General features: G+C 65.5%; 22 protein-coding genes. 13 read left to right on the forward strand and 9 right to left on the reverse strand.

What is annotated here, in order from left to right; translation table 11 throughout:
- The first annotated feature begins 11 nt into the window (after positions 1–11).
- From HJG53_RS08620 to HJG53_RS08635, 4 genes are read left to right on the forward strand one after another with little or no spacing between them, the layout of a single operon-like run.
- Positions 12–644 carry a glutathione S-transferase family protein gene (locus HJG53_RS08620; RefSeq protein WP_171129496.1) on the forward strand — a complete coding sequence of 211 codons (633 nt, stop codon included), beginning with the start codon at positions 12–14 and terminating at the stop codon, positions 642–644.
- Positions 602–1,393: an SDR family oxidoreductase gene (locus tag HJG53_RS08625; protein ID WP_368039540.1), complete on the forward strand. Its 792-nt coding sequence runs from the start codon at positions 602–604 to the stop codon at positions 1,391–1,393. The genes HJG53_RS08620 and HJG53_RS08625 overlap by 43 nt, the downstream gene beginning before the upstream one ends.
- A 50-nt stretch (positions 1,394–1,443) precedes the next feature.
- Complete coding sequence (locus HJG53_RS08630) at positions 1,444–3,498, forward strand: S9 family peptidase (protein WP_171129498.1); 2,055 nt, start codon at positions 1,444–1,446, stop codon at positions 3,496–3,498.
- 28 nt (positions 3,499–3,526) lie between these two features.
- Positions 3,527–3,916 carry a thioesterase family protein gene (locus HJG53_RS08635; protein WP_171129500.1) on the forward strand — a complete coding sequence of 130 codons (390 nt, stop codon included), beginning with the start codon at positions 3,527–3,529 and terminating at the stop codon, positions 3,914–3,916.
- On the opposite strand, the gene gpmA is transcribed toward HJG53_RS08635, so the two are convergent.
- From gpmA to HJG53_RS08650, 3 genes are read right to left on the reverse strand one after another with little or no spacing between them, the layout of a single operon-like run.
- Positions 3,913–4,605 (reverse strand): 2,3-diphosphoglycerate-dependent phosphoglycerate mutase, encoded by a 693-nt coding sequence (gpmA, locus tag HJG53_RS08640; protein ID WP_171129502.1) that lies wholly within the window; start codon positions 4,603–4,605, stop codon positions 3,913–3,915. The genes HJG53_RS08635 and gpmA overlap by 4 nt on opposite strands.
- A 22-nt stretch (positions 4,606–4,627) precedes the next feature.
- Positions 4,628–5,746 (reverse strand): carboxypeptidase family protein, encoded by a 1,119-nt coding sequence (locus HJG53_RS08645; protein WP_171129504.1) that lies wholly within the window; start codon positions 5,744–5,746, stop codon positions 4,628–4,630.
- The gene (locus HJG53_RS08650) at positions 5,743–6,321 is read right to left on the reverse strand and encodes a DUF4136 domain-containing protein (protein WP_171129506.1); all 579 of its coding nucleotides are present in this window, start codon (positions 6,319–6,321) and stop codon (positions 5,743–5,745) included. Before HJG53_RS08650 ends, HJG53_RS08645 begins: the two co-directional genes overlap by 4 nt.
- A 125-nt stretch (positions 6,322–6,446) precedes the next feature.
- Between HJG53_RS08650 and ykgO the strand changes: the two genes are divergently transcribed.
- The 5 genes from ykgO to HJG53_RS08675 all read left to right on the forward strand — a co-directional run bounded on the left by ykgO (position 6,447) and on the right by HJG53_RS08675 (position 9,998).
- Positions 6,447–6,572 (forward strand): type B 50S ribosomal protein L36, encoded by a 126-nt coding sequence (gene ykgO, locus HJG53_RS08655; protein ID WP_055755695.1) that lies wholly within the window; start codon positions 6,447–6,449, stop codon positions 6,570–6,572.
- A gap of 6 nt (positions 6,573–6,578) precedes the next feature.
- Entirely contained in the window at positions 6,579–7,184 is a 606-nt protein-coding gene (locus HJG53_RS08660; RefSeq protein ID WP_171129508.1) for an HAD family phosphatase, read from the forward strand.
- A 101-nt stretch (positions 7,185–7,285) separates the two neighbouring features.
- A complete protein-coding gene (locus tag HJG53_RS08665) occupies positions 7,286–8,650 on the forward strand; it encodes a serine hydrolase (RefSeq protein ID WP_171129510.1) in 1,365 nt (454 codons plus the stop codon).
- 2 nt (positions 8,651–8,652) lie between these two features.
- Positions 8,653–9,063, forward strand: a complete 411-nt coding sequence (locus HJG53_RS08670; protein WP_171129512.1) for an EVE domain-containing protein — start codon at positions 8,653–8,655, stop codon at positions 9,061–9,063.
- A 311-nt stretch (positions 9,064–9,374) separates the two neighbouring features.
- Positions 9,375–9,998 carry a hypothetical protein gene (locus HJG53_RS08675; protein WP_171129514.1) on the forward strand — a complete coding sequence of 208 codons (624 nt, stop codon included), beginning with the start codon at positions 9,375–9,377 and terminating at the stop codon, positions 9,996–9,998.
- Positions 9,999–10,036: 38 nt separating this feature from the next.
- Here the strand turns inward: HJG53_RS08675 and typA are convergent, their stop codons facing one another.
- From typA to HJG53_RS08700, 5 genes are all read right to left on the reverse strand, one after another.
- Positions 10,037–11,854: a translational GTPase TypA gene (gene typA / locus HJG53_RS08680; RefSeq protein ID WP_171129515.1), complete on the reverse strand. Its 1,818-nt coding sequence runs from the start codon at positions 11,852–11,854 to the stop codon at positions 10,037–10,039.
- Between the two features lie 83 nt (positions 11,855–11,937).
- A complete protein-coding gene (locus HJG53_RS08685; protein WP_217352691.1) occupies positions 11,938–12,495 on the reverse strand; it encodes a hypothetical protein in 558 nt (185 codons plus the stop codon).
- A 90-nt stretch (positions 12,496–12,585) separates the two neighbouring features.
- On the reverse strand, positions 12,586–13,182 hold the full coding sequence (locus HJG53_RS08690) for a thymidine kinase (protein ID WP_171129519.1): 597 nt from the start codon (positions 13,180–13,182) through the stop codon (positions 12,586–12,588).
- Positions 13,175–14,509 carry a glutamate--tRNA ligase gene (gltX, locus tag HJG53_RS08695; RefSeq protein WP_171129521.1) on the reverse strand — a complete coding sequence of 445 codons (1,335 nt, stop codon included), beginning with the start codon at positions 14,507–14,509 and terminating at the stop codon, positions 13,175–13,177. The genes HJG53_RS08690 and gltX overlap by 8 nt, the downstream gene beginning before the upstream one ends.
- Positions 14,509–16,164 carry an NAD+ synthase gene (locus tag HJG53_RS08700; RefSeq protein WP_171129523.1) on the reverse strand — a complete coding sequence of 552 codons (1,656 nt, stop codon included), beginning with the start codon at positions 16,162–16,164 and terminating at the stop codon, positions 14,509–14,511. The genes gltX and HJG53_RS08700 overlap by 1 nt, the downstream gene beginning before the upstream one ends.
- 98 nt (positions 16,165–16,262) lie before the next feature.
- Here HJG53_RS08700 and HJG53_RS08705 point away from each other — a divergent pair, with 98 nt between their 5' ends.
- The gene (locus tag HJG53_RS08705) at positions 16,263–17,198 is read left to right on the forward strand and encodes a ribose-phosphate pyrophosphokinase (protein ID WP_171129525.1); all 936 of its coding nucleotides are present in this window, start codon (positions 16,263–16,265) and stop codon (positions 17,196–17,198) included.
- Here HJG53_RS08705 and HJG53_RS08710 read toward each other — a convergent pair.
- On the reverse strand, positions 17,195–17,434 hold the full coding sequence (locus HJG53_RS08710) for a hypothetical protein (RefSeq protein ID WP_171129527.1): 240 nt from the start codon (positions 17,432–17,434) through the stop codon (positions 17,195–17,197). The two genes, HJG53_RS08705 and HJG53_RS08710, sit on opposite strands and share 4 nt — an antisense overlap.
- Before the next feature lie 124 nt (positions 17,435–17,558).
- Here HJG53_RS08710 and HJG53_RS08715 point away from each other — a divergent pair, with 124 nt between their 5' ends.
- The 3 genes from HJG53_RS08715 (at position 17,559) to HJG53_RS08725 (ending at position 20,087) form a co-directional block, all read left to right on the forward strand.
- Positions 17,559–17,837, forward strand: coding sequence for a hypothetical protein (locus tag HJG53_RS08715; protein ID WP_217352692.1), 279 nt, complete (start codon positions 17,559–17,561; stop codon positions 17,835–17,837).
- An 82-nt stretch (positions 17,838–17,919) separates the two neighbouring features.
- Positions 17,920–19,242, forward strand: a complete 1,323-nt coding sequence (locus HJG53_RS08720; protein ID WP_171129532.1) for a DUF418 domain-containing protein — start codon at positions 17,920–17,922, stop codon at positions 19,240–19,242.
- A gap of 170 nt (positions 19,243–19,412) precedes the next feature.
- Positions 19,413–20,087 carry a type I restriction enzyme HsdR N-terminal domain-containing protein gene (locus tag HJG53_RS08725; RefSeq protein WP_171129534.1) on the forward strand — a complete coding sequence of 225 codons (675 nt, stop codon included), beginning with the start codon at positions 19,413–19,415 and terminating at the stop codon, positions 20,085–20,087.
- Positions 20,088–20,099 lie beyond the last annotated feature (12 nt).

Below are 20,099 nucleotides of genomic sequence, written 5' to 3' on the forward strand. Positions count from 1 at the left end.
GGAGGTTCCGGTTGAAGCTTTACGACGCCGTCTGGGCGCCCAATCCGCGCCGGGTGCGCATGTATCTCGCCGAAAAGGGACTGGAGGTGGATCGGCGCATGGTCGACCTGGCCAATGGCGAGAACCTGCGCGATCCGTTCATCGGACTCAATCCGCGCGGTACCGTGCCGGTGCTGCAGCTCGACAGCGGCGAAGTGATCGCCGATTCGGTCGCGATCTGTCGTTATCTCGAGGCCCTGCACCCTGATCCGCCGCTGTTCGGCCGCGATCCGCTCGAGATCGCACAAGTCGAAGCTTGGACCCGCAAGATCGAGGCGGAGGGCTATGCCGGCGTCGTCTACGCCTTCCGCAACCGCAACAAGCACATGACCGACCGCGCTCTTTCGGGTCGCTGGCCGCCGGTGCCGCAGCTGCCGGAACTGGTAATGCGCGGGCAGAATATGTGGGCCTGGTTCCTTGAGACGCTGGAGGAACGGCTTGAAGGCCGGGAGTGGATCGCGACGGACAATTACAGCTTTGCCGACCTGACCGGCCTCATGACGGTCGACTTCGCCAAGGCGACGCGCCTGGCTGACGGCGACTTCCCGCCCGCAATCGCCGCGTGGCACGCCCGCGCGTCGGCGCGGCCGAGCGCGACGGCATGACGCCGGAGTTCGGCTCGCCACGCACGGCGATCGTCACCGGCGGCGCACGCCGCATCGGGTGCGCGATTAGCCGTGCGCTGGCGGCCGATGGCTGGCATGTGCTGATCCACTACCATAGCTCGGCAGCCGAGGCCTTGGGTCTTGCCGAAGAGCTCGGCGCCACGATCGTCCAGGCCGACCTCGCCAGGGCGGACGCCGCGGATCGGATTATTGCGGCCTTGGGCGGCCTGCCGCCCCCCGCCCTGCTAGTGAACAGCGCCGCCGGCTTCGATCTCGACCTGTTCGACGATTTCACGGCCGAGCAATGGGACCGGCACATGGCCGTGAACGCTCGCGCGCCGGCCCTGCTCACCCAGGCCTTCGCCAAGGCAGTGCCGGACGGGCACAATGCCTTGGTCGTCAACCTGCTCGACGCCAAGCTGGCCCAGCCCAACCCGGACTTCTTCACCTACACGGTCGCCAAGGCCGCCTTCGCTGCCGTGAGCGAACTCAGCGCGCGCGTGCTCGCCGCCCGCAACGTCCGCGTGTGTGCGATCGCACCATCGGTGACCCTCGTCTCCGGTCCGCAGACGCGCGATAATTTCGACGAGGTCCATCGCCTGAACGCGCTCGGCCGCGGCGTGACTGTCGAACAGATTGTCGACGCTTTGCGCTTCATCGTCACGACGCCGACGATCACCGGCCAGACGATCACGCTCGACGCCGGACAGCGCTTCCTCGGCCTCCAGCGGGACGTCCAGTTTCTCTGACCCGCGCCGAGCCGCTTGCCTCAGCGAGTGCAAGCGTTAACCGGCAGCCGATGACCAACCTTCCCGCCGCGCCGGTCGCGGAGCGCCACCCACACAGCTTCACCCACCACGGCATCACGATCGAAGATCCCTATGCCTGGCTGCGCGATCCCAACTACCCGGACGTGAACGACCCGGCGGTGCTCGCCTATCTGAACGCCGAGAACGCCTATTTCGAAGCGGCGATGGCGCCGCACCAGCCGCTCGTCGAGACGCTGTTCAAGGAGATGCGCGGGCGGATCAAGGAGGCAGACGCGTCGGTGCCGCAAAAGGACGGTGACTGGCTCTACTGGCGCTCCTTCGATGAAGGCGCGCAATATCGCAAATGGTGGCGCGCGCCGGTGGCCGGCGGCGAGCAGCAGCTGATCCTCGACGAACCCCTGCTCGCCGAGGGCAAGGAGTATTTCCGGTTGGGCGGCATGGATGTGAGCCCCGACGATCGCCTGCTCGCCTTTGCGATCGACGATGACGGCTCCGAGCGCTTCACGATCCGGATCAAGAATCTGGAAACGGGCGAACTGCTGCCCGACGTGATCGAAGGCACGCTCGGCGGGTTCCTGTTCGCCGGCGAAGGCCAATCGCTGCTCTACGGCCTGGTCAACGAGCATTGGCGGATCGACGTCGCCAAGCTGCACCGGCTCGGCACGCCGGTCGATCAGGATGTCGAGCTCTACCGCGAGTCCGATGAAGGGTTTCAGGTCGGGCTCGGCCTCACCCAGTCGCGGCGCTGGATCACGATCAGCACCGGCGATCACGTCACCAGCGAGATCCGGCTGGTCCCCTTCGAAGATCCGCTCGCCACCCCGATCATGGTTTCGCCGCGCCAGCCCGGCCGCGAATATGAGGTCGAGGAGCATGACGGAACGCTCTTCATCCGCACCAACGATACGCACACCAACTTCCGCCTGGTTACGGCGGCGGTGGAACGTCCGGGCGAGTGGACGGAGCGGATCGCTCCCTCGGCCGATTTCTATCTGACCGACGTCACCACCTTCGCCGACTTCTTCGTCGTCGAAGGACGCGAGCATGGCCTCGACCGCATCTATCTGCACGATTACGCGGGCGGCCCCGGCAAGCAGATCGACTTTCCGGAAGCGAGCTATTCAGCCGGCCTCGACGACAATCCGGAATACCAGGTCACCAAGCTGCGGCTCTCCTACGAATCGATGGTGACGCCGGGCACGGTGCTGGACCTCGATCTCGCCACGGACGAGCGCACGATCCTGAAGGTGCAGGAAATCCCGTCCGGCTACGACCCTTCGCTCTACGCGACCGAGCGGCTGGAGATCACGGTGCGGGACGGCACCAAGGTGCCGGTCTCGATCGTGTACAAGCGCGGCTTCGAACGGCCGGGCCCGCTCTATCTCTACGGCTATGGCGCCTATGGTCTCGCGATCGAGCCGGGCTTTTCAACCTCGCGGCTGAGCCTGCTCGATCGCGGCATGGCGTTTGCCATCGCCCATATCCGCGGCGGCGACGATCTCGGCCAGCAATGGTATCTCGACGGCAAGCTCCAGAAGCGGACCAACACTTTTCACGACTTCATCGATGTCGCGCGCGGGCTGGTGGCGCAGGGTTGGACCGAGGCTGGCCGCATCGCGATTGCCGGCGGCTCGGCCGGGGGCGAGCTGATGGGCGCGGTCATCAACGAAGCGCCCGAACTCTGGGGAGCAGTGGCCGCTCATGTGCCGTTCGTCGACGTGCTCAACACCATGCTTGACCCGACGTTACCGCTGACGCCGGGCGAATGGCCGGAATGGGGCAATCCGATCGAGGACCGGGACGCATTCGAGCTGATCCGCAGCTACTCGCCCTATGACAATGTGGGCGCCCAGGCCTATCCGCCCCTGCTGGTCACCGCCGGCCTCAACGACCCGCGTGTGACCTATTGGGAGCCGGCCAAATGGGTGGCGAAGCTGCGCGCGACCAAGACCGACCAGAACATCCTGCTGCTCAAGACCAATATGGGCGCCGGCCATGGCGGCAAGTCGGGCCGGTTCGAAAGCCTCCGCGAAACCGCCGAGGAATTCGCCTTCATCCTTTGGCAGCTGGGTCTGGACTCATGAGATCCTCCCCGGCACGGGGAGGATCTAGATGTTCGAACTTCAAATCGCCCCCGCGCCTGCCGATATCGATGAGCTCGGCCATGTGAACAATGCGGTGTGGGTGCGCTGGGTGCAGGACGTCGCGACCGCGCATTGGCTGTCCGCTGCCGATCCGGCGCATGTCGAGGCCTATATCTGGGTCGTGGTGCGCCACGAGATCGACTATCTCGGCAATGTCGGGCCCGGCGAGACCGTGACCGCCCGCACCTGGGTCGGCGAGGCGCCGCGCGGTGCCCGCTTCGACCGTCATGTCGAGTTCACCGGACCTGATGGCCGCGTCCGCGTGCGGGCGAAGACCACCTGGGCGATCGTCGACAAGGCGGCGGGCCGGATCGTCCGCGTGCCGCGCGAGGTCGCGGAGCGCTTCCTTCCCGCCTAGGCGGCGCGTTCGCTCAAATAATAGCGGTCCGTCGCGTTCAGCGCCGCGTCCAGCTCATAGACGATCGGCTGCCCGGTCGGGATTTCGAGGCTGGTGATCTCCGCGTCCGAAATACCGGAGAGATGCTTGACCAGCGCGCGGAGCGAATTGCCATGCGCCGAGATCAGCACGCGCTTGCCGGCCATGAGCTCCGGCGCGATGCGGCTCTCCCAATAGGGCAGCACGCGCGCGATCGTGTCCTTGAGACTCTCGGTCTGCGGGATCGGCACGCCTTTGTAGCGTTCATCCTTCGCGAGATCCCAAGGACTGCCTTCTTCCGGCAGCGGCGGCGGCACGTCGAAGCTGCGCCGCCACAGCTTCACCTGATCGTCGCCATGCTTGGCTGCCGTCTCGGCCTTGTTGAGCCCGGTCAGGCCGCCATAATGCCGCTCGTTGAGCCGCCAGTCCTTCTCCTCCGGCAGCCACAAGCGCCCCATGGCCTCCAGCGCCAGGTGCAAGGTCTTGATCGCGCGGGTCTGGAAGCTGGTGAAGCACAGGTCGAAATCCAGGCCGCGCGCCTTCATCAGCGCGCCGGCCTCGCGCGCTTCGCGCACGCCCTGCTCGGTCAGGTCGACGTCCCACCAGCCGGTGAAGCGGTTTTCCAGGTTCCAGGCCGACTGGCCATGGCGGATCAGAACGAGCGTCGGCATGATCTTCCTTCGTCGGGGTTGGTCAGAGCGCGTCGATCATCGCCGCGAGATTGTCGAGGCAGTCGTGCGCCAGCCGCTTGCAGCGTTCGGGCGACCAGCCGAACTCCGGATCGGAATTGTCGTCATGATCCTTGAACGGCATTTCGAGCGTCATCGACACCGCGCCATAGCGCTCGGCCAGTTGTGTCGTCGACATCGACATATTGGCCTTGCCCGGCGGCGCCACTTCATAGCCCTTGGCGATCTGGAAATCGGGCGAACGCTCCGCCAGCGTGTCGCGGAAGCGCGTGAACAGCGCGCCCTTGGCCGGATCGAACGACGGAATACCCTCGAAGCCGGCGATAAAATTGGCCGGGATCGCCTCGTCGCCATGCACGTCCATCGCAAAGTCGACGCCGGTCGCATCCATTGCGTCGCGCACCGCCAGCACTTCCGGGCTGCGCTCGGCCGAGGGCGCGTGCCATTCGCGGTTGAGGTTCACGCCGGCAGCGTTGGTGCGCAGATGGCCGCGGAAGCTGCCATCCGGGTTCATGTTCGGCACGATGTTGAAGGTGGCGGCGGCGAGCAGCGCGCGGCTGGTCGCGTCGGCGGGATCGGTGAGCTTTTCAAGCGCACCTTCCATCCACCATTCGGCCATGCTCTCGCCCGGATGCTGGCGCGCATAGAGCCAGACCTGCTTCGCGCCCGTGCCGAGCGTCAGGCAATCGAGCGGGCGGCCGTCGAGCGTCCTGGTCAACTCCCGCTGGGTGACGCCGGGACGCGCGGCGATGCGCGCCACCAGATCATAATGCCGCTCCATCGAATAAGGGGCGAAATAGGCGACCCAGAGCGCGTTCGTCTGCGGACGGACGGTGATGGTGAGCACGCGATCCTGGTAGCTGGTGTCCGCCTGGCGCCAGGTCTCCCGATCCTCCGAGACGCGCGCGCGGTAGCCGGGCCAGCCGAGCGGATAGGCGGAGCCGGCAGTATTGGTGATGCGCAGCGTCAACTCGCGTCCGGCCGCATTGCCGACGCGGAAGTGGAACCATTGGTAGAAGTCGGACCGGTGGTCGGTCTCGATCTCGAGATCGGCTTCGGTGCCGGAAATGGACAGGACGCGAATGTTACCGCTGTCGAAAGCGCTCGTGATGCTGAAGCTCATCGGATGCTGATAGTGCGCCCCGACTCTCCCGGAAAGTCCCTGAACAACGCCGCGGCCAGCCTTTCGGCAAGCACGGCGGAATCCCGCTCCGACGCTTCGCCGCGCGCGCGACCTTCCCACACCACAGTCTGATCCGATCGGCGCTTCAGCTGCACCGAAATCTGCGTCCCGACCACGAGGCCGCCCCGGTCGCCGCCCAGGCCGAAGCTGATGCCGCCACCCACGCCGCTGCTCCAGCCACCGGTGCCGCCGCCGATGCCGATCGACACGGGGGAGCCGCCGCCCACCCGCTCGCGGGTGCCGGAACGGATGTCGAGCACGGCGACGTAGAGGCTCTGGCCCACGCCATCCACTTCCGCATAGCCGAGCCGCCGCAGCTGGTTCGCGACGGCGCTGGCATAGCTGTTGAACTCCATGCCGCTCGGGGCGCCGGGCGCCGGCTCGACCGCCACCGTGCCGCGCTCATTGACCTGGCCGAGATGGAAGCGCGTGACCTCGACCGGAGACATGGGCGTGGTGCAGGCGCCGAGCGCGATGAGCGGCAGGAGCAGCGGGGCGAAACGGCGTCCAGTCATCTTGTTGATCCCTTTCAGACACCTAGATAACGATTCGTCAGCGTAATTAGCTGCATGGTTGACGCGCGGGACCCGCTCGACTAGGCGGGCGCGTCCGATTTCCAGCCCAGATTCGAGCAAGAACAATGAAGATCGTCAATTCCCTGAAGTCGCTCAAGGATCGTCATCGCGACAATCGCGTGATTCGTCGTCGCGGCCGCATCTATGTGATCAACAAGACCAACCGCCGCTTCAAGGCCCGCCAGGGCTAAGCTCCGGTGGCTGTGCGCGGCGTCGTCTTCGACGTCGGCAACGTCCTCTTCACCTGGGACCCGCGGTTCCTTTACGAGCGCCTGATCGACGACGATCGGGCGCTCGATGCGTTTCTGCGCGAGGTCGTCACCCATGAGTGGCATTTTCAGCACGATGCCGGCCGGCCCTTCGCCGAGACCAGCGCGGAACTCGTCGCCGCGCATCCGCAGCATCGCGAGCTCATCGAACTCTGGGGTCCGCGCTTCAACGAGAGCCTGGGCCCGGCCGTCGCCGGCATGATCGCGCTGGTGGAAGAGCTCGACGCCGCCGCCGTGCCGCTGTTCGCGATCACCAATTTCAGCGACGAGTTCTGGGCGCCGTTCCGCGACACCCAGCCGGTGTTCGACCGATTCCGCGACATCGTCGTCTCGGGGACCGAACGCCTGGTGAAGCCGCACCGCGAGATCTACGAACTGGCGCTCCGCCGGTTCGGCATGCCGGCCGACGAGTTGATCTTCATCGACGATCGTGCGGAGAATGTCGCGGGTGCCGAGGCCGTCGGCATGCGCGGGCACCTGTTCCGCGACGCGGCGACGCTCAGAGCGGAACTGCGCAAGCTCAAGCTTCTTTAGGCTGCCGAGTCCGCTCGTCCCGAGCGAAGTCGAGGGGCGCATCGCAGAGTTGGGACCACCGCCCCTCGACTTCGCTCGGGACGAGCGGATAGGGTCGTTGCATGCGCTTTCTTCTCGCTCTGGCCCTTGTCGCCAGCCCTGCCGTGGCTGCCCCCCTCACCCCTGCCCAGCTCGCGCAGATCGACCGCATTGCGGCGGACGCGCTGAAGCAGACGGGCGTACCATCCGCCTCCGTCGCGGTCGTCACCGACGGCAAACTCCAATTCGCCAAGGCCTATGGCCGCCAGCGCAGCGACTCCGCGCCCGCGAGCACCGCCGCGGCCTATCCGATCGCGTCCATGTCGAAGCAGATCACGGCGGCCGCGATCCTGCTGCTTGCCGAGGACGGCAAGCTGTCGCTCGACGACCTCGTGTCGAAATACCTCCCCGACCTCACCGACGCCGACCAGATCACGATCCGACAGCTGCTTAGCCACACCTCCGGATACCGCGACTACTGGCCGCAAAATTACGCATTCTCGGCCATGTTCACCCCGGTCCAGCCGCAAGGGATCCTGGATCGCTGGGCGAAGCAGCCGCTCGACTTCGCGCCCGGCAGCCAGTGGCAATATTCGAACACCGGCTTCGTGGCCGCCGGCCAGATCGTCGAGAAGGTCTCGGGCGAGCCGTTCATGCGCTTCGTCCAGCGCCGCATCTTCCAGCCATTGAGCATGAAGGTCGGTGACGCCGATCTCGACCTCACGCCGCGCGATGCGCAGCCCTTCACGCGCTATGCCTTGGGGCCGGTCAGGCCAGCCAAGCCCGTGAAGCCCGGCTGGCTCTATGCGGCGGGCCAGCTCGCGACCACGCCCGGCGAGTGGGCGAAGTGGAGCCTGGCACGCATCAACCGCACGCTGCTGAAGCCCGCCAGTTGGGCCGAACAGGAGCAGGAGATCATCCTCACCACCGGCAAGGGCTCCGGCTATGGACTCGGCGTGTTCACCGACGAGGTGCGCGGCCACAAGCGCGTCCATCATGGCGGCGCCGCCGTCGGCTATTTGTCCGAGGACCGGGTCTATCCCGATGATCGCGCCGCGGTGATCGTGTTCGTCAATGCGGAATTCGGCGATGCGCATACCGCCATCGCGGATCGCATCGAAGGCATCATCCTGGGCCAGGACCCCGACACGGCCGCCGCCCGCGCACTGTTCGACCAATTGCGTCGTGGTCAGCCCGACCAGTCCCGCTACACCGCCAACTTCAACGCATACCTGACACCGCAGGTCATTGCCGATCAGCGCGATAGCCTGATGCCTCTCGGCGAGCCGCAAAGCTTCGTCCGGTTGCGCCCGGCGCGGCTGCGCGGTGGCTTTACGTCCGAAGTGTTCGAGGTGCGCTATCCGAACCGCAAACTGCTGATCAGCATGCGCGCCGAGCCGAACGGCGGCAAGGTCGAGGAGTTCCTGATCTACCCGGAGGCGGAGTGACGATGCGCTACTGGATCCTGCGCTCAGAACCCGACGTCTATGGCTGGGATGATCTGGTGCGCGACGGCACCACCGAATGGGACGGCATCCGCAACTACACCGCCCGCAACTTCCTGAAGGAAATGGCCGTCGGCGACCGCGCCTTCTTCTATCATTCCAACAAGGAGAAGGCGGCCGTCGGCATCATGGAAATCACCCGCACCTGGCGCCCGGATGGCGAGAAGGACGAATGGGCCTCGGTCGCGGTGAAGCCGGTCAAGAAGCTGCCGCGCCCGGTCACCCTCGCAGAAATCAAGGCCGAACCGCGCCTCGCCAAGCTCGAGATGATCCGCCAGTCCCGCCTGTCGGTCACGCCGGTCCGGGAGGAAGAGTGGAAGGTAATCATAGAGATGAGCGAACTCCCGCCGGGTTGAAGGACCGGTTCTTTTGGACGCGGCATCTTACCCCGCGCACCCCCGCAGGCGTGGTCATGAAGGACCCGATTTACCTCGTCCTGGAAATTGCCTAGCTTCGAGCTGTCGGGGGGCGGGAGACGGATATGTCGCGCTTTCCTTGGCTGATCGGGATCACAAGTTTCGTATTTCTGAGCGCGTGTGGCGGCGGCTCTTCCGGCGAGGACGCTATCGTCGTCAATCCGCCAGGTCCAAAGCCCAGCCCCACTCCCTCACCAACTCCGACACCGACGCCGACGCCGACTCCTTCACCGGGTGGTCAGCCGTCGATCGTGGCCGAATTCTCATTTGCAAACGACAGCAACGGCTTCCAGGCGAGCGCTGCCGACTATGCCACGGGGCAGGAGGCTGCCGTCGCACTGGCGGCGGCTCCCGAGCGCTTGCCGAGCCCGCTCGCTGCTCTCTCGGGCTATGCCGTGTCGGCCGCCAACCCTTCCAACGATGTGTTCTTCTACATCTGGAAGCTCGTGTCCGGCCTGACGCCCAACACCAGCTACAACGTCACGGTCAGCGTGCACTTCGCGACCAATGCGCCGCCGAACTGCCCCGGTTCGCCCGGCGAGAATGTCACATTGAAGGCGGGAGCCGTCGCTATCGCCCCGGCCAATGTCACACAAGGCGGCCAGGTGAGCGTCAACTTCGACAAGGGTAATCAGGGTAGCGGCGGCGCCAACGCAGCCGTGCTGGGCAGCTTTGCACAAACAGCCGCGGCAGGAACTTGTGCCGCGCCTCTCTTCGCCGAGAAGACGCTGTCGACGAGCGGCGCCCCACCGCGAGTCACCTCGAACGCGAACGGCCAGGCCTGGCTCGTCATCGGCCTGGATTCCGCCTTTGCGGGCAGCACCAAGGTCTATTTCTTGGACGGCGCAGCGACCTTCTCGCCGACCACGAGCTGAGCAAGAACGACCGGGCGGCTCCTCGCCCGGCTTACTCGTTACGCTGCCTTGGCGCGGCTCGCCCTTTTCCGCTCGTGAGGATCGAGATGGCGTTTGCGCAGCCGGATGCTCTTGGGCGTGACCTCGACCAGTTCGTCGTCGTCGATATAGGCGATCGCCTGTTCAAGCGTCAGGCGGCGCGGCGGGGTAAGGCGGATCGCATCATCCTTGCCGCCGGACGCACGGAAGTTGGTCAGCTGCTTGGACTTCATCGGATTGACCTCGAGGTCATCCGGCTTGGCATTCTCGCCGATGATGATGCCTTCGTAGAGCGGATCGCCCGGCGCCACCATCAGGATGCCGCGCTCTTCCAGCGCGTTCAGTGCATAGGCGTTCGCCTCGCCCGAACCATTTGAGATCAGCACGCCGTTCTTCCGGCCTTCGATCGAACCCTTGTACGGCCCGTATTTCTCGAACAGCCGGTTCATGATGCCGGTGCCGCGCGTGTCCGACAGGAACTCGCCATGATAGCCGATCAGGCCGCGCGAAGGCGCCGAGAAGGTGATGCGGGTCTTGCCGCCGCCAGAGGGGCGCATGTCGGTCATCTCGGCTTTGCGGATCGACATCTTCTCGACGACGGTGCCAGAATGCTCCTCGTCGACGTCGATCACGACCGTTTCATAGGGCTCTTCGCGGCCGTTCGGGCCGTCGCGGAACAGCACGCGCGGGCGGCTGATGCCAAGCTCGAACCCTTCGCGGCGCATGGTCTCGATCAGCACGCCGAGCTGAAGCTCGCCGCGGCCAGCGACCTCGAACGAGTCCTTATCCTCGCTTTCGGTCACCTTGATCGCCACGTTCGACTCCGCCTCGCGGAACAGCCGGTCGCGGATCATGCGGCTGGTCACCTTAGTGCCTTCGCGGCCGGCCATCGGGCTGTCGTTGACCGCAAAGCGCATGCTGAGCGTGGGCGGATCGATCGGCTGCGCGTGCAGCGGCTCGGTCACCGACGGATCGGCGATCGTGTTGGCGACGGTGGCGACGGTCAGGCCAGCGATCGAAATAATGTCGCCCGCATTCGCCTCCTCGACAGGCACGCGCTCCAGCCCGCGGAACGACATGATCTTGGAGGCGCGGCCGGTCTCGACGACATTGCCGTCGCTGTCGAGCGCGTGGATGGGCATGTTGGTCTTGACCGATCCGGAGAAGACCAGGCCGGTCAGGATCCGGCCGAGGAAATTGTCGCGGTCGAGCAAAGTCACGAGGAATTTGAAAGGACCGTTCGGATCGGCGGAGGGCGCCGGCACATGCTCGACGATCTTGTTGAACAGCGGCGCCAGCGTGCCCTCGCGCGCCTCTGCGTCCTCCGACGCATAGCCGTTGCGGCCGGACGCGAAGAGCACCGGGAAGTCGAGCTGTTCGTCATTGGCCTCAAGGCTCACGAACAGGTCGAACACTTCGTCGAGCACTTCCTGCACACGGGCGTCCGAACGGTCGATCTTGTTGACGACCACGATCGGGCGAAGGCCCAGCGCCAGCGCCTTGCCGGTCACGAACTTGGTCTGCGGCATCGCGCCTTCGGACGAATCAACGAGCAGGATAACGCCGTCGACCATCGACAGGATGCGCTCCACCTCGCCGCCGAAATCGGCGTGGCCGGGCGTGTCGACGATGTTGATCCGCGTGCCCTCCCAATCGACGGACGTGCACTTGGCGAGGATGGTGATGCCCCGCTCCTTCTCGAGATCGTTCGAGTCCATCGCGCGTTCCTCGACGCGCTGGTTGTCGCGGAAGGTGCCGGACTGGCGGAACAGCTGGTCGACCAGCGTGGTCTTGCCATGATCGACGTGCGCGATGATGGCCACGTTGCGGAGGCTCATTGATAATCCTGGATTTGAGCGGGAGTTGGCCGCCCCTTAGCGCAAATGCTGCGCTGCGGAAAGATGGCTTCTCCCCGCCTCGCTCAAAGCTGCAGGTCGCCGTCGCGGAGCCGCCGCTCCAGCGTCGCCCGCATCGACACCGGTGCCGAACGATGTCGAGTCTGACGCCGACGCCAGACCAGGAGTCCGCTGCCTAATCCAGCAATGACGAACAAGGCCAGCCACGATGCGCGCTGGGTCGCAGATCGGTCGCTTGCGACGGCATTGGCAGGATAGTCGAAGGCGACGATTGCATGGTGGGATGCGCGGGACAGGGTGATGGACGCCGCCTGATCGAAGCGGCTCCAGCGCGCCTGTCCGGCCTGGTCGGGCTGTCCATAACGGCCGATCAGCAACGCCAGGGCACGCGAATAATCGCGCGGGTCGAGCATGATCTCGAGCCGTTTTGCCCGGCCGGCGGGGTTCAGGGCGATGGTCGCACCATCGATGGACGCGCCGCCGAAGCTTGGACGATCAAGAGCGCATTTGCCGTCCGCCGAACAGTCCGCGATCTCGGCGCGCCCGCTCAGATCGGCACGGCCGTCGATGTCGCCGAAGACGAGCGGCTCGGCGACCGCCGGCGGGGCGAAGCCGAGGCTCAAGTAGGCGACGAATAAGGCCGAACTCCCACGCAACCGGTCCAACTCCTCCACGCGATCTCATGCAACTACGCGCAGACCGCAGGAAAGGCTTCAGCCGCCCGGTGCTTCCTGGCCCCGCCACTGCTCCATGAAGTGCTTGCGGCAGAGGGCAACATAGCGGTCGTTGCCGCCTATCTCGGTCTGTTCGCCATGGCGCACGGCGCGGCCTTCGGCATCGACCCGCAGGTTCATCGTCGCCTTGCGCCCGCACCCGCACACGGCCTTCAGCTCGACCAGCACGTCGGCGAGCGCCAACAGGCATTTGCTCCCCTCGAACAGCTCGGCACGGAAATCGGTGCGCAAGCCATAGGCGAGGACCGGGATGCCGATCTCGTCAGCGACGCTGGCAAGCTGCAGCACCTGATCGCGGGTCAGAAACTGGGCTTCGTCGATCAGCACGCAGGCGAGCGGTCGCGCCGCGTGTTCCGCGGCGATCGCAGCGTGCATGTCCGTCTGCGGATCGAAGCTGTTCGCCGGCGCGTCGATTCCGATCCGGGAAGTGATCACGCCGGCGTCATAGCGATCGTCGATCGCGGCGGTGAACAGCATCGTGTGCATGCCGCGCTCGCGATAATTGAAGTCCGCCTGCAGCAGCGTCGTCGATTTGCCCGCGTTCATCGATGCATAATAGAAATAAAGCTTAGCCATGGGCGGCGGCCAGGCGCTCCAGCGCCCGTTCCCTGCCGATCAAGGGCAGCAGCGCAGCCATGTCGGGTCCGTGATCCCGGCCGGTGAGCGCGCGGCGAAGCGGCAGGAAGAGCGGCTTGCCCTTGCGGCCCGTGCGCTCCTTCAGCAGCCCGGTGAGCGCGTGCCAGGGATCGCCGCCCCAGTCGATCTCGCCGGCAGCATCCGCGGCTTGCTGGAGATAGCCGCGGTCCTGATCGTCGATCGTTGCCGACACCGGACCTTCCACGACCGCCCACCAATCGGCCGCATCCGCGACCCTCTCGAGATTGGGTCGCACCGCTTCCCAGGCGCGCGCGTTCATGCCGGCGGGGAGCCGGTCCCGCACCTGGTCGAACCGGAGCAGATGCACCGTCTGGGCGTTCAGCCTGGCGAGCTCCGCCTCGTCGAAGCGAGCTGGGGCGCGGCCGAAGGTGGCGAAGTCGAAGCTGTCGATCAGCTTCTCCATCGCCGCGACCGGCTCGACTGCGAGGCTGGTGCCGATCCGCGCCAGCTTCGCCGCCAGCGCCAGCGGCTCGATTCCGGTCTCGCGCCAATGATCGACATCGGTTGCGCCGAGCCGTTTGGAGAGCTTGCCCTCGGCGCCGGTCAACAGCGCCTCATGCGCGAAACCGGGAGGCGTTGCGCCCAGCGCCTCGAACATCTGCACCTGCGCGGCGGTGTTGGACACATGGTCCTCGCCGCGCACGACATGGGTGATGCCGAGATCGATGTCGTCGATCACCGACGGCAGCAGGTAAAGCCAGGAGCCGTCCGCCCGGCGCACGACGGGATCGCTCATCAGTTTCGGGTCGAAGCGCTGATCGCCGCGGATCAGGTCATGCCAGGCGATCGGCGCATCGTGATCGAGCCTGAAGCGCCAGTGCGGGCGGACGCCTTCGCTCTCGAGCCGCGCGCGCTCGGCGTCGGTGAGCTGGAGCGCCGAACGATCATAGACCGGCGGCAGTCCACGACCGAGCTGGATCTTGCGCTTCAGGTCCAGTTCCTGCGGCGTCTCGTAGCAGGGATAGAGCCGGCCCGACTGTCTGAGAGCGTCGAAGCGCGCCTCATAGGCAGCGAAGCGCGCCGACTGCCGCTCCTCGCCGTCCCAGTCGAGCCCCAGCCAAGTGAGGTCGTTACGAATGGCCTCGACGAACCGCTCTTCCGATCGCTCGCGGTCGGTATCGTCGATCCGCAGCAGGAAGCGCCCACCCTGCTGCCGCGCGAACAGCCAATTGTGCAGCGCCGTGCGAATGTTGCCGACATGAATGCGTCCGGTCGGCGAGGGCGCGAAGCGGGTGGTGACGCTCATCACGCCGTCCGGAATGAGTGCGTGATCGGGTAGCGGCGGTCGCGGCCGAAGTTGCGTTTGCCGAGCTTGACGCCCGGCGGGGCCTGACGGCGCTTATACTCTGCCACGTGGAGCAGGCGTTCGATGCGGGCGACCGTGTCGTGGTCGAAGCCCCGTTGCACCAGCTCGGCCACGGACAGCTCCTCTTCGACCAGCCCCTGCAGGATCGGATCGAGCACGTCATATTCGGGCAGTGAGTCCGAATCCTTCTGATCCGCGCGCAGCTCCGCCGAGGGTGGCTTGTCGATCACCCGCTGCGGCATGACTGGCCCGTCGCCGCCCAGTGCCAGCGCCGGCTTGTTGGCGTTGCGCCAGCGGCAGAGCTCGAAGACGGTCGTCTTGTATGCGTCCTTCAACACCGAATAGCCGCCTGCCATGTCGCCATAGATGGTCGCATAGCCGACCGACATCTCGCTCTTGTTTCCCGTGGTCAGCAGCATCGGCCCGAATTTGTTGGAGAGCGCCATCAGCGTCACGCCGCGGATGCGCGACTGGATATTCTCTTCGGTGAGGTCCGGCTGACGATCGGCAAAGGCGGGCGCCAGCATGGTTTCGAACGCATCCACGGCGGGCGCGATCGGGATGGTGTCGAGCCGGGTGCCGAGCAGGCGCGCGCATTCCGCCGCGTCGTCGAGCGACTCCTGGCTGGTGAAGCGCGACGGCAGCATGACGCACCACACCCGCTCGGGCCCGAGCGCATCGACCGCCACCGCCGCCGACAGTGCGCTGTCGATGCCGCCGGAGAGGCCGAGCACCACACCCGGAAAGCGGTTGGCGTTCACATAGTCGCGCAGGCCGACGATCATCGCATGGTAGACGTCGGCCGGATACGGATCGAGCGGGTGGATTTCGCCTTCGGCACAGCGCCAGCCGCCGGCGCCGCGCTCCCATTCCGTCATCACCAGCGCTTCTTCCCAGTCCGGGAGCTGGTGCGCGAGCGTGCCGTCCCCGTTCAGCACGAAGCTCGCGCCGTCGAACACCACTTCGTCCTGCCCGCCGACGCGGTTGAGGAATATGAGCGGCACGCCCGTCTCGGCGACGCGCTTTGCGCCGATCTGACCGGTGCGCAGATCGTCCTTCTCGATCTCGTAGGGGCTGCCGTGCGGGGAGATGAACAGCTCGGCGCCCTGCGCCTTCAGCTGCCCGCACACCGCCGGAAACCAGATATCCTCGCAGATCGGCAGGCCGAGCCTGATGCCGCGCCACTCGATCGGCTGCGGCAAGGGACCGGGCGTGAACCAGCGCTTCTCGTCGAACGTGCCGTAATTGGGCAGCTCATGCTTGCGCGTCGTGGCGACGATCGCGCCCCGATCGATGAGGTGCAGGACATTGAAGAGTCGTTCGTTCTCAACCAGCACGGCACCCACGATCATCGCCGGTCCGCCATCGGCGCTGGCTTCCACCAGCCGCTGCAGCTGCTGGGCGACGCGACGGTGAAGGGCCGGCTTCAGCACCAGATCTTCGGGCGGATAGCCGACCAGCTGCAGCTCGGGAAAGACGATGAGGTCCGCATCCGCCGCCTTTGCACGCCAGCTCAGCATCGCGTCGGCATTGCCGGCGATGTCGCCGACGCGCTGGCTGATCTGGGCGAGGGCGATGCGGAGCCGTTCGGTCATTCGGGCCATCTAGGCCCCGCGTCGCGACGGGTCTAGGCGCGCTCCGCCTGCGGCTCTAATGACCGCGACAGAATCGTGACAGCGGCGGGACGCAATCGATGAAGCTACTTTCCGGCAATGCGAACCTGCCGCTCGCGCAGGCGATCGCCCAATATCTCGAACTGCCGCTCACCGAAGCGAGCGTGCGGCGCTTCGCCGACGAGGAAGTGTTCGTCGAGATCAACGAGAATGTCCGCGGCGAAGACGTGTTCGTCATTCAGCCGACCGGCTTTCCGGCCAATGACAATCTGATGGAGCTGCTGATCTGCGTCGATGCGCTGAAGCGCGCATCGGCCAAGCGTATCACGGCGGTGGTGCCCTATTTCGGCTATGCGCGGCAGGACCGGAAGCCCGGCCCGCGCACGCCGATCTCGGCCAAGCTGGTCGCCAACCTGATCACCGTCGCGGGCGCCAACCGGGTCCTGTCGGTCGACCTGCACGCCGGCCAGATCCAGGGCTTTTTCGATATTCCGACCGACAATCTCTACGCCGCACCGGTGATGTCGGGCGACATTCTCGCGCGCTTCTCGGCCGACAGGCTAACGGTGGTCTCACCCGACGTGGGCGGCGTCGTCCGCGCCCGCGCGTTGGCTAAGCGCCTGAACAACGCACCGCTGGCGATCGTCGACAAAAGGCGTGAGCGGCCCGGCGAGTCTGAGGTCATGAACATCATCGGCGATGTGGACGGGCGCTTCTGCGTGCTGGTTGACGATATCGTCGATTCAGCGGGCACGCTGTGCAACGCGGCCGCGGCGCTGCGCGAAGCGGGCGCGGAAGACGTCGTCGCCTATGTGACGCACGGCGTCCTGTCGGGCGGCGCGGTCGCGCGGGTTGACGGCTCAGCGCTGACCGAGCTGGTCATCACCGACTCGATCGCTCCGACGGAAGCGGTGCGCGACAGCAAGCGTATTCGCACGCTCACCATCGCGCCGCTCCTCGCCGAAGCGATCAAGCGGATCGCCGACGAAAGCTCGGTCTCCAGCCTGTTCGACTAGGCGCTGATGGAGTTATCGTCGTCCGTCGTCGCGGCGAGCACGCCGATGGCGACGATGCCGGCGACCAATGCGATCGCAATGATCCCGCCGCTGCCTTCCGCGAGTTCACTATCGCCGCTGGTCGCGGCACCCGCGCGGGCGTGCGAAAGCGACAGGGCCGAAGCCGAAGGTGCGGCCATTACGGGCGCCGAGACAAGGCTGGCGGATACGAGAACTGAACCAAGCAACTTACGCATGTTTGCCTCCTAGGTTAGGCGCTCGCTAAACTGTTGCGGCCCGTGCTGGTTCCTCGGATAGCGCCAGCCTGAGCGGCACGGCGCGTTCAGTGGATCAGAGGGGCGGATGCGGATCGGGGAGACAGTGAAGCGGCATGCGACCCGCGTTGGCCTCAGTGCCGCCCTCGCGGCCTGCGTGCTCTGGCCCATCTTCTCGATCCGCCAGAGCTGGCTGCGCTGGCCCTTCGCCGTGGCGCTGACGCTCACCGCGCTCAGCGGCCTGGTCATTCTCGCGGTGACGGTTTCCGACCTGCTGACCATCCGCCGCAGCCGGCACGCGCGGCCGGCGCGAGCGTTCGACCTGGCGCTCGGCGTCGTGCTGGCGATTCCGGCAAGCCTCGGCCTGATTGATCTGCTCGGGTGAGATCAACCACTTAACGGACCATGCTTGCCGTGGCGCGAAAAGCGGTGAATCCTCTACTCCGACTCCAGCAAAGGGGGCTCGGATGAGCGAGGGAGTTGTGCCGGCCGCAGGGCCGAATAGCGATCGAATCGAGACGCTCGACTTCATTCGCGGCTGCGTGCTGTTCGGCATATTGCTGATGAACATCACGTCGATGGGCCTGGCCGACGCCTATACCAACCCGATGAACGCCGGGTTCGAAGGTCCTGCGGACCTCTGGACCTGGATTGTCACCGAAGTAGGCTTCGAGGGCACCCAGCGGGCGATCTTCTCGATGCTGTTCGGCGCCGGCGTACTACTCTTCACCTCCCGCGCGGAGCAGGCGGGACGGCCGGACGCCGTGGACCTGTTCCTGCGCCGCACGCTCTGGCTGATCGCCTTCGGCATGGTGAATGCCTGGGTGCTGCTGTGGGAGGGCGACATCCTCTATTTCTACGGCATCACCGGGCTGTTCGTTGTCGCCTTTAGAAAGCTGTCGGTGCGGGCGCTACTGGCGATCGGCATTGCCGGCTTTCTGTTCAACGCCGCGATCGGGATTGTCGAACTTCGGGCAATGCGTGCCGTGCAACCGGTCGCCGCACAGGCGATCGCCGTAGAGAAGGCTGGGGGCAAGCTGAACGGCGAACAGAAGGAAGCGGTGGCCGCATGGCAGGGCATGAGCTCGCGCTTTGTCGCCTCTCCGCAAGAAGTCGCAAAGAGCAATGCGGCGATGCGCGGCGGCTATGCGAGCGCCTGGGCGCGCGTGTCCAAGATCGTCGTCTTCTTCCAGAGCTGGCTGCTTTATCGGCTCTTCTTCGACATCTTCTCGATGATGATCATCGGCGTGGCGCTCCTGAAGAGCGGCGTGCTGACGCTGCAGGCGCCGTCGCGGCTTTATTGGACGATGATGCTCGGCGGTTATGCCGTCGGCTTCACCACCAATATCCTCGAAACCCGCTGGATCATCGATCACGGCTTCACACCGGTCGCCTTTTCGGAAGCGCTGATCAGCTACGATCTCGGACGGCTTGCCGTCGCGGTGGGTCACCTGGGTGCGATGCTGCTCTTCTGCCGGTCGGGCGCGTTCGGCTGGCTGCGGCGGTCGATGGCGGCAGTCGGACGGATGGCGCTGACCAACTATCTGACCCACTCGCTCGTCGCGCTGATCCTGTTCGTGTTCCTCAAGCAGTTCGGCCACTTGGCCCGCCACGAGCTCTATTATGTCGTCTTCTCGATCTGGGCGTTCCAGCTGATCCTGAGCCCGATCTGGCTCCGCCACTTCCGCTTCGGACCCGTCGAATGGCTCTGGCGCGCCCTCACCTATGGCAAGGCGCCGCCATTCCGGCGCGAGGTGCCGGTCGCGGGCGCGGCTGTTCCAGCGGAGTAGGTTGCGCTTGACGAACGGCAGTTCACGCGCTCCTTTCGGTCGAGAGGGGGGGCGCAATGACCAATGTGAAAATCCCGAAGAAGGTTCAGGATCGACTGATCGCCGGGCTGCGCAGGTACCAGCCGATTGTCCGGAAGCTCGCGGAGCGGGACATCTCCGAAGCCGACACGGTGACGGTCTGCAAGGACATGCTCACGGACATATTCGGTTATGACAAATATACGGAACTGACGAGCGAACAGCAGATTCGCGGCACGTTCTGCGACCTTGCTGTGAAGATCGAGGGCAAGGTCCACTACCTCGCCGAGATCAAGTCGGCGGGAACGTCGCTCAATCAGAACCATCTCAGGCAGGCAGTTAACTACGGCGCTCACGAGGGCATCGAGTGGGTCTTGCTGACCAACGCGATCGTCTGGAAGGTCTATCGGATCAAGTTCGGCCAGCCGCTCGATTGGGATGAAGTCTACTGCTTCGACATGGGAACGATCTCGTCCCGATCCGCCGACGATCTCGGAAAGCTGTTCATGCTGTGCCGCGAGAGCATCAGTTCAGACGCCTTGCAGGAATATCATCGGCAAGCGCAGATCATGAATCGCTATGTGCTCGCGGAGATCCTGCAATCGGATGCGCTGGTGAGCGCGCTTCGCAAGGAGATGCGCCGCCTCTTCGATCTCAAGAGCACCGACGAGGAATTGCGCCTGCTTCTGACCACCGAAGTGATCAAGCGTGAGACCCAGGACGGCGATCCTGCCAAGCAGGCGAAGTCGGCCGTGAAGAAGGCAACCAACGCGTTGGCCAAGAAAGCAGCAAAGGCGGCCTCTCCGCTACCGGTTGCCGCCGAGTAGCTCGGCACCCCG

The sequence above is a fragment of the Sphingomonas sp. ID1715 genome (assembly GCF_013044515.1).
In the GTDB taxonomy this organism is placed as follows: Bacteria; Pseudomonadota; Alphaproteobacteria; order Sphingomonadales; family Sphingomonadaceae; genus Sphingomonas_B.